The organism is Pedobacter sp. SG908 (genome assembly GCF_011759615.1).
Classification (GTDB): Bacteria; Bacteroidota; Bacteroidia; order Sphingobacteriales; family Sphingobacteriaceae; genus Pedobacter; species Pedobacter riviphilus.
This window is the reverse complement of the sequence record NZ_JAAOYY010000002.1, coordinates 635,834-650,679: the sequence shown is the minus strand read 5'-3', so window position 1 is coordinate 650,679 and position 14,846 is coordinate 635,834. Positions and strand designations below refer to the sequence as shown.

Annotated in this window: 15 protein-coding genes; all 15 read right to left on the bottom strand. The window is 37.3% G+C overall.

Going from position 1 to position 14,846, the window contains the following annotated elements:
- Positions 1-99: 99 nt before the first annotated feature.
- The 15 genes from tssD (FHT21_RS17730) to FHT21_RS17660 all read right to left on the bottom strand — a co-directional run bounded on the left by tssD (FHT21_RS17730) (position 100) and on the right by FHT21_RS17660 (position 14,831).
- Positions 100-495 carry a type VI secretion system tube protein TssD gene (gene tssD / locus FHT21_RS17730; protein ID WP_025141859.1) on the bottom strand — a complete coding sequence of 132 codons (396 nt, stop codon included), beginning with the start codon at positions 493-495 and terminating at the stop codon, positions 100-102.
- A 344-nt stretch (positions 496-839) separates the two neighbouring features.
- Positions 840-1,772, bottom strand: a complete 933-nt coding sequence (locus tag FHT21_RS17725; protein WP_167296081.1) for a hypothetical protein — start codon at positions 1,770-1,772, stop codon at positions 840-842.
- A 2-nt stretch (positions 1,773-1,774) separates the two neighbouring features.
- Entirely contained in the window at positions 1,775-2,743 is a 969-nt protein-coding gene (locus FHT21_RS17720; RefSeq protein WP_167296080.1) for a hypothetical protein, read from the bottom strand.
- 196 nt (positions 2,744-2,939) lie between these two features.
- Positions 2,940-3,704 carry a hypothetical protein gene (locus tag FHT21_RS17715; protein WP_167296079.1) on the bottom strand — a complete coding sequence of 255 codons (765 nt, stop codon included), beginning with the start codon at positions 3,702-3,704 and terminating at the stop codon, positions 2,940-2,942.
- Between the two features lie 2 nt (positions 3,705-3,706).
- Positions 3,707-4,381, bottom strand: coding sequence for a hypothetical protein (locus tag FHT21_RS17710; RefSeq protein WP_167296078.1), 675 nt, complete (start codon positions 4,379-4,381; stop codon positions 3,707-3,709).
- Between the two features lie 10 nt (positions 4,382-4,391).
- Positions 4,392-7,118: an OmpA family protein gene (locus FHT21_RS17705; protein WP_167296077.1), complete on the bottom strand. Its 2,727-nt coding sequence runs from the start codon at positions 7,116-7,118 to the stop codon at positions 4,392-4,394.
- Positions 7,119-7,144: 26 nt separating this feature from the next.
- Entirely contained in the window at positions 7,145-7,624 is a 480-nt protein-coding gene (locus FHT21_RS17700; protein WP_167296076.1) for a DUF4280 domain-containing protein, read from the bottom strand.
- Positions 7,625-7,635: 11 nt separating this feature from the next.
- A complete protein-coding gene (locus tag FHT21_RS17695; protein ID WP_167296075.1) occupies positions 7,636-8,622 on the bottom strand; it encodes a hypothetical protein in 987 nt (328 codons plus the stop codon).
- A gap of 535 nt (positions 8,623-9,157) precedes the next feature.
- Entirely contained in the window at positions 9,158-9,301 is a 144-nt protein-coding gene (locus FHT21_RS17690; RefSeq protein WP_167296074.1) for a hypothetical protein, read from the bottom strand.
- Positions 9,302-9,330: 29 nt separating this feature from the next.
- A complete protein-coding gene (locus tag FHT21_RS17685; RefSeq protein WP_167296073.1) occupies positions 9,331-11,193 on the bottom strand; it encodes a phage baseplate assembly protein V in 1,863 nt (620 codons plus the stop codon).
- Positions 11,194-11,217: 24 nt separating this feature from the next.
- On the bottom strand, positions 11,218-11,391 hold the full coding sequence (locus tag FHT21_RS17680) for a hypothetical protein (protein WP_167296072.1): 174 nt from the start codon (positions 11,389-11,391) through the stop codon (positions 11,218-11,220).
- 149 nt (positions 11,392-11,540) lie between these two features.
- Complete coding sequence (gene tssD / locus FHT21_RS17675) at positions 11,541-11,936, bottom strand: type VI secretion system tube protein TssD (RefSeq protein WP_167296071.1); 396 nt, start codon at positions 11,934-11,936, stop codon at positions 11,541-11,543.
- Positions 11,937-12,035: 99 nt separating this feature from the next.
- A complete protein-coding gene (tssD, locus tag FHT21_RS17670; protein WP_025141859.1) occupies positions 12,036-12,431 on the bottom strand; it encodes a type VI secretion system tube protein TssD in 396 nt (131 codons plus the stop codon).
- 316 nt (positions 12,432-12,747) lie between these two features.
- Positions 12,748-13,320, bottom strand: a complete 573-nt coding sequence (locus FHT21_RS17665; RefSeq protein ID WP_167296070.1) for an NAD(P)H-dependent oxidoreductase — start codon at positions 13,318-13,320, stop codon at positions 12,748-12,750.
- A 122-nt stretch (positions 13,321-13,442) separates the two neighbouring features.
- The gene (locus tag FHT21_RS17660) at positions 13,443-14,831 is read right to left on the bottom strand and encodes a DUF5458 family protein (RefSeq protein WP_167296069.1); all 1,389 of its coding nucleotides are present in this window, start codon (positions 14,829-14,831) and stop codon (positions 13,443-13,445) included.
- Positions 14,832-14,846 lie beyond the last annotated feature (15 nt).

Below are 14,846 nucleotides of genomic sequence, written 5' to 3'. Positions count from 1 at the left end.
AAGTTTTAATGTTTTTGAAAATGAAATGAGTTTAGAGCAGAGCGCATGGCGTCAGGCGTTTAAATACCTTAAACCCCTAACCTTACGCCTTATACCCAACTAGGCTTTAGGCCAGTCGTTAAGGTGCTCGGCATTGCCTAATTTAAGCTTTCTCGCTGAAATCTGGAACTTAAGCGTCATCGGATGATCGCCTACAATGTTGATCCCTTCGGAATACTTAACAATGTAGCCATCCTCGAAGTTAACTTCTTTCATTTTGGCATCTTCCTCTGTTTTTTTGATCAGAAGGGTTCCTGTAATAGGTTTGTACTGGTTGTTTACCATCGCCTCGATAATTGAGGTGTCTTCGGTTGATTCGATCTCAATGTCGATGGTACCGCCGTAAACTCCGGAAGAAGGTCTTCCTTTAGCATCTACATCACGGTTTAACGCATAGGCACAATGAAGCACATCGTACTCCTTGCCTGAAAAGTTTAATCTAGCTTTGAAAGCCATAGTTTTAAAATTTTAAGGTTAAAAAATTGATTTATGTAGCCTCCGCTACATTGTATATAAACCAATAATTAAGCCAATTATTGTGTATGTAGCTCATTTTAAAAGAATAACAGCCAAGCCATTTCCAAAAAACACGGTCAAAAGTGATGTAAATGCAGATTTCTACAAAAGAAAAAAATGTATTTTTTTTAAAAAAACTGAAGTCTGATTTTTACTACAAACAATAACCTAAAATATTGTAGTATTTCCGGACAAGATGTTACATTTTGCGACAATAGTATTATTGGTAATGCACTAAACTTTTGGATTGATTATTTACCAGCTTGCTATGAAATTTTAACTAACTATTTATTTAAAGTTACCAACCTGATTATCTCAGCTTGCGACATCCGCAAGGATTTTAGTTTTCCTATAATTTTCCTGCTGATGGTTGTAGTTATTATTACCGCTGTATCTTTACCCGTTATTTCAACATGATCTGTTAATTTGAGCAAGTTAAGTTTTAAAGGATTGTAGGTTGCTTTACGGGATATAATCTGCCGGTCTTCGGTATTTCGATAAATGCTCATTTCAATCAAGCGTGGATTAAGGTAACTCATTTTTTTACTAAAATGTATTTCATCTGCCGATGTTCCCTTAACTAATTCCAATTTACCTGAACGGTTGTACTGATACTTATAACTCCAGATATCCTTAAGATCAGATTGGCTTCGCTTTGTAATAATTTTAGATTCCAAAATGCTTTTCCCCCATTGTTCGTTATTATTGGATAATAAAGGCATATAAATATCCCTGATGGAATAATCTTCTAAGTAGTCTTCCAAAAGATTGAAAAGGCTAAGGATGGAATGTTTCACACCTACCTGCTGTTTAACCTTGGCATAAAACTCAGGAAATAATCTATACTCATCTTGATTAACAAATAAGGTATGTTTTGAATCGGAAAAGGTAATCTTTAAAGGCTCAATACTTCTTTCGCCATTTAATATGGATTTAGCATGCAGGTAAAGACCCTTACTATCGCCAGATAAGCCATAGGCGGTCGCTTCAGAGAGTATGCCATCTGCTATTTTATATACGAACAGGCTATCTTTTAAACTATTTTGTACATATAGGATTTTACTCGTATCCTTTTCTTCCTCTCCCTCAGATTTGACCTCTGTCAATCGAGTTAGTAAAATTCCATTACAAATCGCTGCCGGTTTTTGCGGCTGTTGAGCCATTACACTACATACAAGCAAAAAATGGAGAATAATGGAAGATATCAGTTTGTTCATATTTATTTTGTTGTTGCAGCTGTTAAACGGGTTGGCGTTATTTTCCAAAAAATACTTTTTCCAGCAGTAATGGTTGCAGAAATACCATTCGTGGTTTTCACATTGGTATCGTAATAAAAGTTTCCGCTGCCCCAATATTGCTGATCTTCAAAATCGGCTGATGGAATGTCATATTTAATTCTATCAGGCACTTCAACTTCCTTAAACTGTGGTTTACCATCAGCACCTTTTAACTGTTTGCCATCTGGTCCCAGCACTGGCTTTTTAACTTTCTTTTTAAGGTGCTCGTGCGTGCCCTGATCTGCATTTTCATCATGATTACCTTTGTCTTTGTACCTTGCTGATGTTCCGTTAGCAGCTACAAAATCGTCGTAAATTGCCTTCGGAATTTCCACAAATTTATATTCATCGAATTTATTCTGTCCCAGTTTATTGTAGGGATTTGTTTCCGAATTGCCCCACGCTAGAAAATCAGTTCCATCCCAAAATTCGGCTCCATCTGTAATATCTTTTACGCCGAAACAAACATCTAGTACAGCATATCTAGCCAGTTTTGATTTTTCATCATTTTTATCCGGTAGTTCTTTCTTATTTGGTACGGAAGAGTAACCTGAAGCAAGTAGTGAGCGCCATGTTTTTTTGGTAGAAACAGCCCTATTACGGCTGGTAAAGGCTACACATCTGAGTTCTTTTATATCGGCATTACCCGATTCATGACTCACGATGTAGGCAATGTAACGAAAATCTGAATGTGAGAGTGCTTTACCATCATACTTAACCAGATCTACATTTAAAGGTTCCCAACTTTTTGCAGCTACAGCCTGATCATATTTCTCTTTGGTTGTTGTAAATATTTTAGCACTCCCTGCAATCCCTCCAAGATATTCTCCCTCACGTGTATAATAAACGTATTGTAAGGTATCTTTAGGTTCATCCTTTGGTTGATAATCACCGAACTTAACATTTGACATAAAACTCATTTACCATTATGTGCAAGCCATTTAAATAAATGCTTGAACTCCTTCAACATTTAACACTAGGGGTTATTAGCTTTCAAGCATCAAACCGTTATTCTTATTTAAATCAGCATACTCCGGCATTTTAACCGCTTATAATAATTTGAGATCGCTAATTTGCCTGCCTACAGATTGTAACTATAATAAGAGATCAGATTACTTCAAAAGCCATTTTTGACTTATCCATCATCACATTCAACTCTACATATATTTCTTCTCCCAATTCTGGATTCACCAATTTGATTGCCGGACTTCCCAATGGATTCCTAAATGAAACAACTTTTCCATTTTTTAGAAAATAAGGTATTGCTACGATGCTGTCATCAAACTCAAAGCCATTTTCCATATCCTGAAATATCGAATTTAAGCGGGCCTCTGATTGCTCCTGATTAAGGTACATCATAGATGCAATGTTGTTCTCTTTTTTAGAAAAGATTTCTCTTATTTTAACATACTCTTTTCTTTTAAAGATCGATTTAACAGTTGCATAAAAATTGTCTAGTCTCTCTTCTAGCTTATTGATATCTGTTAAATTGACCCCTTCTGTCCAGGATTCAATCTGATATGGCATTACCGAATTAAAGCTAGTTTGAGCTTCGTACGAATGTTTCTTGCCATTCTCTTTAAAATCAGGGGTAAAGGCCTTTATATCGTTCTTAAATTCTAGGGTATGGCCAGCACTATATTCGATAATTTTAAAGCTAGTACTTGGTTCTAGATTAAAAACTCCTTCTTCGAGCGACTCTAAGGTGATCTTTACTTTCTGATTTCCAGATTTAAAAATGCCATGATTAAGTGGCAGCATGCTGCTCATCCCATCTTCAACAGACAGATTCAGTACTTCGAGGTCGTTAATTTCAACAATAAACCTACATGCAGATACAGAAAACTCCAAAAGATAATAGGGTTTAGACATGATTATTGTTTTAAGTTATTGCTCTGTTTATATAAATCGTTATTGGTTTCACGAAGGAAATCTAAGTAGCTTAAATTACCTAATTTATGTTTCTTATATTCGAGATATGCTTCATAATAGCCAAATGATCCGCCAATTCTAGATGATAGTAAAGCATCTTCTCCTTTAGCGATACCATCAATATAGCCTGTTTTTTTTCCATCGCCGTTTATTCTCGACAATATTAGATAGGTATTGCCAGTGTTATTGGCGATAAAAACCCTTGCGCGTTCCTCGCTATCTTTTCCATCGTCGAAAACAAGTTTAAACTGACTTTTATTTTTTAGGAGGTAGGCTAAAACTTTTTCCATAACATCGGATGTAAATAGGTTTAGGGTATAACCCTGAAAGTTTTTCCCTTCATCCTTGGAGAAAAAACGCGCTAATGCTTCAGAATTTGAAGTTGATTTAGAAATTGCCACTCCGCCGAAAGCAATGCCTCCTTCAGCATCAGGAACATAAGAGGTATACTGTATTTCGCGGGTTCCGATACCAGCACCAGAATTTGATAATTTTAACGTTTTTAGCTGATCGCTCTTAGTTGGAAGGGATAATTTCTCCAAATCGAGATTCTGACCTTGGCAAGATTGAAATAAAAAGGGAATGCACATCAACAAAATAAAATTTAACTTTTTCATTAGGTAATTATTAGCTTTTTGTTTTATAAATAATAAACTCTGGCGACCTGCCTGTAAAATTAGCTATGCCTTGCATTACATCGTATGCTTTCCAAAACGTGCGGTTTTCATTGATGTTAATCGGTTTCCAATCGGTAGATACTACCTTATAAGAAAGTCCAACTTCCAAGAACATGGCCACCTTAGCAACACACGGATCAAGGATCAGGCCAGGTTTTAACAACAGGCCTTTGTATGTATCCCATTGGAAATTATAGGACCCGCGAATGGCTACGCTGGCTTCGGCGGTTAAGCCCCCTTTGACAGATGCTTTACCATATTCTAAAAACATGGCTTTAGCGCTGGCAACAATTCCTGCTTTTAAAGTAACACCAATTTTAGATTCGATCTTTGCCTCTACCTGGAACTGATCTGAAGCAGTATTTATCTTGCCATTTTTGAGACCTCCGGCTATTGACCCCACAAATACCGCATCGATATACATATCCAATTTAGCTTCGGCATATTTAGATTTAAAGCCTTTTGCTGCCCACTCTTTAGCATACATAAAAAGATCTGCCGCCACGGTATTACCAGTTGCTGCTACAGATGCTGCAGTAACCACCAAACCCAATAAATCAAAAGTAACCTCCAGCCCAATAATTGGGTCAAAGTATACGTCAATTAAAAATTCTGTACCAATCTTATTGGTTTCTACGCCTTTACTTTTGCCATGTGCCAGGTACCAATCTACTGAAACAGCAAACTTTGGTGCAAGAATAGATACCGTTAAAGGCAGTTTTCCGGCAAAAGGCATTTTTCTAACGCCACCTTTTGTCGCAGTACCTAAAGCGCGCGTAATATCACGTACTGAGGTAATAATATTATAAATATCTTTGATCTTACCCTCAAATTTGAGCGTGTAATTATCATTTTTGGTAAACTTGCTGCCATCGTGATTCCAATCTGCATTTAATTCTACTCCCCACTCCATACCACTTGTTTTGGCATCGTAACTGGTGCCAAGTTTTTGCGCCGTTTCTTTTAATTTTTCATAGCGCTGACTAATTACCGGAATATTACTCCAATCTACATTCAGTGGGCTAGACATGTTTACAAAAAACTTAAACTTCCAACGGATGTCTGAATATACATTCACCTGAACAGTTGGCCTGCTTTTGTTACTGAAGTACCTGCACGAATTAATGTAATAAAAGTACTGCTTAGGTGCCTGCGAATGCGGCATAAAGTAATCAAAAGCAAACACTTTATTATCCATAGGTGAAAAAACCATGTCGTCGGCCTTTTTATTTTTTTGCACTACCGCCACTACGTTCAACGATTCTGTATTAGGACTGGTTTGGCTATCTATCTTTTTCAAAATTACAGCCTGATGCTTACCACCAGATAATATGCATCCTTCTGGTGGGGTATAGTTGTCGACATTAAGCGTCAGTTTTTTCTTTAAAGACTGGCCTGGTCCTATGGTTTCGAATAGGATTGTTTCTGCATTATTTTCAAAGATTTTGAATTTAATGGTTACACGCCTATTCTCTGCATGCTGGTTTTCGGTAACATCTTGGCCTTTATATATTAAAGCACGCTTACCATATCCTTTGGCACTTATTCTCCTGCCGTCGACACCTTTTTTTACCAGATAATCAACTGCTGATTTTGCCCTTTTAAGAGATAATTCGTCGTTAAAAGCATCTGTTCCGCGAACATCTGTGTGGGCACCCAATTCTACCGGCAGATAGGGATTCTGAAATAAATACTCTGCCAGTTCATTTAAAATAGTTTGAGCTTTTGAAGTTATACTCCACTTGTTAAAGTCAAAATGGATCGACATCGATTTGGAGAAACCATCAGATTTCATCCCTTTCAAGCCTATTTTTCCTTCGTCAAAAAGCAAGAACCTGGCGCCGTCATTAATTTCGATTTTAGTAAAGCCGCAAGGTTCGTAACGTTTACCATTTACCGGCTGTTGACCAATCTTACCGGCAGTATTGGTTCTAATCGGGGCTACATTATTCGTTATTTTGCGACCTTCTATTCTCAAAAAGCGGGCATGGTATTTATCTTTTCTTGAATCCAAAATCAATTGCTTAGTATCCTGATCTTTTACGGTAATAAAAAACTCCCGCAGCGAAACATCATTTGTTCTCGAATACCACAAACTAGTATCGCCAATGGTAATGTTTACTTCCCCTCCTTCGCAAGGCACATCGATATAAGTCTTCACATGGATATTTTTACCGATTACGCGATTGTAAACATCAATAATCAGTTTATTCCCATTTAAGCCTTCTGTTTCTATAGAAAGTACGACGCTATCACCATATTGGATAGGTTCAGCCTTTAATGATTCGCCACCTTCTGTTAGCGACCATTTCGATCTAATAATCAATGGCGGTGCATACCCCCGTACATACACACCTGCAGGATTTTTATAGTCTCTTTCACCAGAAAGGGAAGCTTCAATATAATATTGTTGATTACCTGATAGTTTTTTGTTGATTACAAAATTTTTCAACCTGGGCCCTGAACCCGGATATTTTTTAATGATAGACTTGCGTTCTTTATCTTCAAGCATCCATTGAACACGTGATTGATCCGTCGCATTAGTATCTGGCATCCACTCAAATACAACGAAATTTACAGGCGTACCTCCCTGCAGAACGAAGCCATTTGGAATGCTAATGTTCTTCATCCTGACTTGATGGGCGTCTAAAGCTATTTTCTTTACTCCTCTAGGCATCAGTTATAGTTTTTTATCTATCCATTTTACTTTACCACTTCTCCTCCAAATTCTGAGCCGCTTAACGGTTTTCCATGTCCATAGGTAGTTAACGGATTAACTGCAGATTGAACTTCCTGAGGGGAATTCTCGAAATTTGATGCGCCAGGCTCCATCACTTGTCCATGGAAAATAACCTTAATGCAATCTGTTCCTCCTATAGGGCATGTGGCCTTGCTATCTTCCAATAGAATTTTACCTCCATTGGTTAATACGGTATCAGTATAAAACCCCGACCATTTGGTAACCGTAACGGTACAAGGCTTATTATTCATCTTTGAGCAGGAGCCAAACATATTTTTCTCGAAAGTGGTACCGATATCCTTATCTGTCGCAATAAGTTTATTCGATCCATCTTTATCGTTTACGTATTCTTTCTGCTGCGTTAGCACCTTTAATTTATCTGGGGCAGAACCGAAATTACACATGCAAACTGCTCCCTGAACTACAATATATTTTTCAGCCATAATATATCTATTTATCCAAAAATACTTTTCCAGAAACTTTTCTTTTCTGACCTCTTATTTGCTATCGCTAAACCTGAACTGGTTATTTTTTTTGCAGTATGTTCGAAACTAAAATCCAACTCCTGCCCATCATCCTTTAAACAAAAAACATCGAGTTTAACATATTTCTGGTCCATTGCCGATTCGAACGTATACATGGATTTAATCATCCAAATTTGTTTATTGTGCGGATGCAGTAAATATCTGCCTGAATAGTTTCCGGCATAATTTTCAGTTTCGCCGGCCTCCATTTTACCATTCACGTTTATTTCAATCATGCCCAGATCATTAAGGTGCGGATTTAAAACAAAAGAAGATGAATAACCGGTGTTCCTGAACGGTAATATTGGAAAATATAATGCTGAAGCCGGTTCATCCTCTATATGATAATTTCTATAAATTGGCAGAAAAAAAACATTCAGAAACCAATCCTGATCTTTAAAGGCAAGATTCAGAACAAATGGATCTTCGATGTTTTTTTCCATCCTGTGCATATATTCATCTAAAATAGGGCCTTCAAAAGTTTGATTTATTTCTGTTTTAACAGTTTGCCACCTGCGTTTAATATCTGAAATGTTTTGAATTTCAAGTACTGTTCCCTGAGCATCTAAAACTACATTCATAGGGTAAAAAGCGGTGCTTACCTTATATGCCAGCTGATCAGCTAATAAATCAGGTTCAATTTCATTAATATAAACTGGCCCCATACGATCAATAGCAAAGCATGTAAAATTTTCTACTGTATTTTCGAGTCTTTCAACCTGTAATTCGTATTTGATTTCGTGGATTTTTTCATCTGCATACATTTCCATTCGCAATCCATAATCCATTTTATGGCCTACAGGCCATTGCGGTTTAAAGTTCCTGTTTTGTAGAGCACGTATTGCAGTTGTGGTTTCTGGATTGACCTCAACTTTTGATAAATTATCAAAAAATATACTTTTATCTTTATCAAACATGGTTTAATATATCTTCATTAATCATATCTGTATCAGTTGGCTAATTGCAGTTAAATCTTAATCGGTGCATCACTTTTTAAACTTCCTCAGTATAGCTACTCTCTGCTCATCCAGTGTGTATGAACATGTTGCATGCTATCTCCATTAGTGTAAGTTTTCTATTCAGCTGAGTTCCAGACCTTCATTTTATATTTTACGCTTCAATCCTGTTTATGTAACCATTATGACAAAATCACCCTCATGTTTTCTTGCCAAAAGAAAGAGAAATGATAATCTTCTTACTTATTATACTTTTAACTAGGTTCCGATTTTGATCGTAATATTTCCAAATTCCAAACTTCTGTTCGATGAAGAAAATTTGCACTCTTTAATTCCCGGAACTATAAAAAGCATTAGTTCATGTTAATTATTTTCAAGTATTATGTGCTTGTAATAAACTCAGCATTTTTCCGGTTAAAGGTTTCGCCAGCAATATTGGGCTTAATAAGGTAATATTCTTGCACGAAATCCAAACGTCAACTCTGTGCTATGGGAACTACTTATTTCCTTCACCAACAATTTTTTTATTGCTGGCCAATACTAAATTATTATACATCGCTTCAATATTTAGTTTATCGGCGATTTTCTCTGTTTTTCGCCCCACAACCATACTATAATCAGAGTGAACTTTAATTCTCATATTGTTTGATTGTTTTACAATTGCCATAATTAGAATAATTTAGATTTTTCAGCACTATTTATCTCTACCGTTTTGCCACTTTGCAAACTCATATTCTCTTTTTGGCTGAACATGGTAATTTCGCTTGCCAGTTCATTAGAGGTTTCAGACTGCCTGATGAAATCTTTAGTAACAAATTCTGATCTTTTATCTGAGGTTTCCTGAATATCGCCCGTAGCGCTAAGTGAATAATTATTCCCAGCGGTGGTTCCGATATCCTTATTAACCGTGGTGGTTTGATTATTTCCAATAGAAACCGATTGATCTTGCCCCACACTCACATCCATATTCTCCTGTACATTGATCTGCATGTTCTTACAGTTCAAGGTCATGTTTTCTAAAGCGGTAATGGTAATGTTATTACCTTTCGTATCGATATGGATGATATTGCTGTGGATATCGGTAATTTTAATGCCCTGTGTTTCCTGATTATCATCAAACTCGATTAAATGCCCGCTTCTGGTGATGATACTTTTAAGGTGGTTTTGAATCAACGGGCTACTATCTACGCTAGAACTATGGTAAACACTGCCCATTACTACCGGACGGGCAATATTACCTTCCTCAAAAGCGATCATTACCTGATCATCAATTTCGGGGATAGCGAAGTAACCACGGTTATTACCCCTATCGCCAACCCCTGCACTAGGCGTAACCACACGTAGCCATTCGGTTACATCGTTGGTTAAGCACTCCCATTTAAATTTTACTTTAATGCGGCCCTGGCCCTGTGGATCGTTATTATCGATTACATCTGCCAGTTGCATATCGGGCTGTGGTTTTTCAAAGTTTTTCACCAGCAAACGCTCGGTTGTGGCTATTTTCCCTTCAAAATTATTGTGGTATTTGCCATTTTCGTCGATGTGGTGTTTAATGCCCGTAATCAGAAATTTCCCCAAACTTTCAGTTGTAAAAGCCAGCTCTTTCCTTAAGCTCATCGTAATTTCGGCGATACTACCAATGCTCAATCCTGCATTATCGCCCCTGGCCGTAACTTTTAAAAGTTCGCTGGTATTGGCCTTTTCTTCATTTTCGACCAGGTTTTTGATATCGTTGTTATTATCAACCCTGATTAAAGAAGGTTGATTAAAGGTTTTGCTGAAAGTAAGGTTCGAAGCTTTTACAGCATGCGATAAATCGGGAGTTCCATCTACTTTGCCAGTACTCTCGCTCAACAACATTTCGTTCTGCTTCGGATTATAGGAGAACCTTTTATTTTTAATCGGTGCAATTTCCATGGCGTATTGCATTTCCTGCACATCCCTGCCATAAAACAACGATATTTCTTTCTGTGTATTAGGCTTACCGAAATTCAGCTGTTTGCCGTCGTAAAAAAACCATTCGTGGTATTCGGCAGAAAGACGGTTCAAAAAAGCAAAATCGCTTTCCCGATATTGAATTATATAATCGATAGATGTACGCCTGGCGGCATTGGCCACTACCTTTAAATCGTTGGCAGGTGTATCTTTCGTGGCCAGTTTTACAATCTCATTCAGATCCTTATCTAAATACGAACCTAAATCAGGACCGCGATCGATTAAAATAGTTGGACTATAACCACTTACAATTAAAACACCATGATAACCATGGCTCTGCGATAGCTCTACCTTCGAAACCAGGCCTACAAAATTCTGCATACCTTCTGGCGAATGGCCAAAAGACGCGGTTAGGGTTTTGCCCACAAAATCGCGGCTATCATCTAAACTGATCAGCCCGGGTGCCCCCATTTGATCGTGGTTAAAACGCAGCTCGAAATAATGGTGTTCGTTAAAAGCCTGTGTTAGGCTGAAGGAAGCAAAATGGGTAATTTCCTTATCCTCTATATTGATTTCTGCAATGAGTTTTTTTTCCATATTGATTAATCTTGATCACAAAAATTACCCTAAGCTAAATCCAGTTGCCGAGTTTTTAATACATGCCCTTCCCAATAAAAATGAATCCACTTTCATATATGGCATGTTCAGATGAATTTTGTGTGCAGATGCCGAACCAAACATTTTACCAGAATGGTAATCGTTTTTTACTACAATATATTTGCGTTGGTTAGACATAATTGAGCTTTAATTGATGAGATTGCCCTGTGGAGATTGACACAAGACTGAAGTATTAATTTTTAGATGTTCTAGGTCGATAGAAAATATAAGTGAACTAAAAGCGACCGATATAAACCGGTCGCTTCAGTTTACCTTATGCTTGATGATTAAGCTTTAGGCCAATCGTTTTCGTGTTCTGCGTTGCCCAGCTTTAGCTTACGGGCCGATACCACGAAACTTAATGTCATAGGTGTATTATCGTTTACAGCAATACCCTCGTTGTATTGAATAATGTAGCCATCTTCAAAAGAAAGCTCTTTCATTTTTGCATCTTCTTCGCCTTTTTTGAAAACGATGTTACCTGAAAGTGGTTTATACTGGTTGTTAACCATCGATTCGATTACAGAAGTATCTTCGGTTGATTCGATTTCGATGTGGATGGTGCCACCATAAACACCTGACGATGGACGGCCTTTTGCGTCAACATCTCTATTTAATGAAAAGCTGCACTGTAGTACATCAAATTCTTTTGATCCTAAGTTTAAACGGGTTTTGAATGCCATTGTAGTAAAGTTTTAATGTTTTTGAAAATGAAATGAGTTTAGAGCAGAGCGCATGGCGTCAGGCATTTAAATACCCCAAACCTTACGCCTTATACCCAACTAGGCTTTAGGCCAGTCGTTAAGGTGCTCGGCATTGCCTAATTTAAGCTTTCTCGCTGAAATCTGGAACTTAAGCGTCATCGGGTGATCGCCTACAATGTTGATCCCTTCGGAATACTTAACAATGTAGCCATCCTCGAAGTTAACTTCTTTCATTTTGGCATCTTCCTCTGTTTTTTTGATCAGAAGGGTTCCTGTGATAGGTTTGTACTGGTTGTTTACCATCGCCTCGATAATTGAGGTGTCTTCGGTTGATTCGATCTCAATGTCGATGGTACCGCCGTAAACTCCGGAAGAAGGTCTTCCTTTAGCATCTACATCGCGGTTTAACGCATAGGCACAATGAAGCACATCGTACTCCTTGCCCGAAAAATTTAATCTAGCTTTGAAAGCCATAGTTTTAAAATTTAAAGGTTAAAAAAATTGATTTTATGTAGCCTCCGCTACATTGTACATAAACCAATAATTAAGCCAATTATTGTGTATATAGCTCAGCTATAGTGAATAATCTTATTTTAGAAATGCAGGTAAAATCCCAAAATCGCACTAAACGATTAGTTAAACGAATTATTATTGTGGAAAAGGTGTGGAAAAGTTTTAAGATATTTTTAGTCTTACTGATACAGCATACTAGCGAATAACCTACATAACTGTAGTGATATTACCCAATATGTAGCATTTTTGGACAAAAAAATACTTGTTTACTTGAGTTTTAAATTAGCTGCGCACCAAATTTTTCCATTTTAGCCACCCATTTTTGGCTATAATGATTTTCAAGAGAGTGTAATTCGCCAATGGTATTGGTAAGCACGGGGCTCATTCTGCATTTCTCAAAAACAACTTTTTTAATAGATAGATAAGTTGTTTTCTTATTTGCTTTCCATTCTTTAAAAGTTGCCTCATCTAAAATAGACACAATCCGTGCCGAACGGCCACTAAAATTATTGTTTACGTTTTGCTGCTGGGTAGTAAAAATCTGGTCGGGCATAAATAAGCGATCAAAAAAGCCTTTAATCTTTGCCGGAATATGATCTACATATACAGGACAAAAAAGCACCACATGGTTGCTTTGCCTAATTGCAGTTAAAGCTTTTTGCAGATCGGGTTCTAACTCGGCAATTTGCCTGTTATTGAACTGTTTGTTCGAGTTGAATATGAGGTCGATGATGGCCAACTCTCTTACCGTTGCACCAGCACCTTCAGCACCTTGCTTATATGCGTTAATCAGGAAATTTGTAGATGCGTTTTTTTCAATATCCCCATTCAGGATAAGTACTTGCTTCATTTTTTTTGATTAATCTGATCTGGCCGATGCATTACAAAATTATAAAGAATTTGTTAAGTGTTATGCATAACCCATAAAAAAACCCAACGCTAGGGTTGGGTTTTTATTTCAGTAATCAAAAACTATTGCTGGTTATACTCTGTATTCCAGGTTGTATTCTCGTCTTCACCCTTATGGCCGTCTAGTTTTACCACAAAACTTTTAGCCGGAAAATACGGTGTAATGTGGATATCAAGGTGGATTCTGTCTTTTTGAAGTTCATCTCTTTCGAAACGCATAATCTTAAATCTTTCGATTAAACGATCTGCTCCCTGGATACCATCCAAAAACTTAACAATCTGACCACGCAAATCCTGTTCTGTTTTAGAAGTCCAGTTTTCGAAAGCTCTTCTGTTTAAGAAATCGAACAATACTTTGGTAATGTAATCGAATACACGAACAACTGAATAAGTCTGTAAACCAATATTATCGCCATTGAACAAGGTTTTAGCCGAAAAAGCCATTACTTTACCGTATTCATTAACCATTGGCACTAAACCTACACGTTCTAAATGAGAGATTTCACTTTTCTTTAAATCGAATTTTACGCCATCTACTTCATTTATAGCACCATGTTTTTTACCTGCGGTAACCTGCGACATTAGTGTGTAATACATTTTACCTGCAAGAGCGGCCGATCCCGGAACGGTAAGGTCATCTTCCTCACCCACTTCTGCCACTTTGCCGCGGCCTACCAGCCAGTTACAGGTCATGATAACGTTCGATCTAAATGCATCGCCACCTGTAAAATTAGCAGCAGTAAATAAATCAAGTACATCATCAGGCTGATCTAAATCGGCAAAATCTGTTACCAGCATGGCTTTATTGTTGTGTGCTATTTTGGCCCATCTTTCTAATACTTTATTAGAGCCCATATAGCCTGGAACAACCATTAACGAATAATTTTTACGAAGATCTAATCGATCGTAATTCTGCTTTAATTCATCATCAACATATTCAATAAAACGAGGATTATCGAGATCTTTAATCTGGTCCATTGATGCATTTAACAGCACCACATTTTTCAGTTTGTCAGATTCGGTATTTTTATAGAATAAATGCACCGATCTATAAGCCTGCTCCAGTTCTCTGGTACTTTCGAGTGCGGTACCAATGTTTTTATTTAAGTTTTCTTCAGCGGCGTTCAGTTTTTCAGTGCTTTTTTCAACCATATCTGCTACAGAGGTGGAAGATTCGAGCACATCTATCCAAAGCTGAATTTTCTTTTTCAGCTCTTCACGTTCTTTCTTTTTTTCATCACCAGTTAAAAAAATCTGCTTTCTGGCTTTTCTTTCAGGATTTAAATTCTGAAGTCCGTCAACAGTTGCTTCTAGCAGATCGAAACCACCAACCCTGGCCAGTTTTTCTAAGTTATCTTTAAGCGATGTTTTTTCTATGGTTTTGCCTTCAGCGGGTTTAAACCCATGCTGAGCTGTATTTTGGTCTGTTTTTAATTCTTGAGGATTTGACATGTTTTCTCAGCGTTT

Coding starts and splice junctions, on each gene's coding strand:
- FHT21_RS17715 (WP_167296079.1), bottom strand. CDS start 3,704: ATGTCTAAACCCTATTATCTTTTGGAGTTTTCTGTATCTGCATGTAGG.
- tssD (WP_167296071.1), bottom strand. CDS start 11,936: ATGGCATTCAAAACCCGTTTAAACTTAGGATCAAAAGAATTTGATGTA.
- FHT21_RS17680 (WP_167296072.1), bottom strand. CDS start 11,391: ATGTCTAACCAACGCAAATATATTGTAGTAAAAAACGATTACCATTCT.
- tssD (WP_025141859.1), bottom strand. CDS start 12,431: ATGGCTTTCAAAGCTAGATTAAATTTTTCGGGCAAGGAGTACGATGTG.
- FHT21_RS17695 (WP_167296075.1), bottom strand. CDS start 8,622: ATGTTTGATAAAGATAAAAGTATATTTTTTGATAATTTATCAAAAGTT.
- FHT21_RS17685 (WP_167296073.1), bottom strand. CDS start 11,193: ATGGAAAAAAAACTCATTGCAGAAATCAATATAGAGGATAAGGAAATT.
- FHT21_RS17710 (WP_167296078.1), bottom strand. CDS start 4,381: ATGAAAAAGTTAAATTTTATTTTGTTGATGTGCATTCCCTTTTTATTT.
- FHT21_RS17690 (WP_167296074.1), bottom strand. CDS start 9,301: ATGAGAATTAAAGTTCACTCTGATTATAGTATGGTTGTGGGGCGAAAA.
- FHT21_RS17720 (WP_167296080.1), bottom strand. CDS start 2,743: ATGTCAAATGTTAAGTTCGGTGATTATCAACCAAAGGATGAACCTAAA.
- FHT21_RS17725 (WP_167296081.1), bottom strand. CDS start 1,772: ATGAACAAACTGATATCTTCCATTATTCTCCATTTTTTGCTTGTATGT.
- FHT21_RS17660 (WP_167296069.1), bottom strand. CDS start 14,831: ATGTCAAATCCTCAAGAATTAAAAACAGACCAAAATACAGCTCAGCAT.
- FHT21_RS17700 (WP_167296076.1), bottom strand. CDS start 7,624: ATGGCTGAAAAATATATTGTAGTTCAGGGAGCAGTTTGCATGTGTAAT.
- FHT21_RS17665 (WP_167296070.1), bottom strand. CDS start 13,320: ATGAAGCAAGTACTTATCCTGAATGGGGATATTGAAAAAAACGCATCT.
- FHT21_RS17705 (WP_167296077.1), bottom strand. CDS start 7,118: ATGCCTAGAGGAGTAAAGAAAATAGCTTTAGACGCCCATCAAGTCAGG.
- tssD (WP_025141859.1), bottom strand. CDS start 495: ATGGCTTTCAAAGCTAGATTAAACTTTTCAGGCAAGGAGTACGATGTG.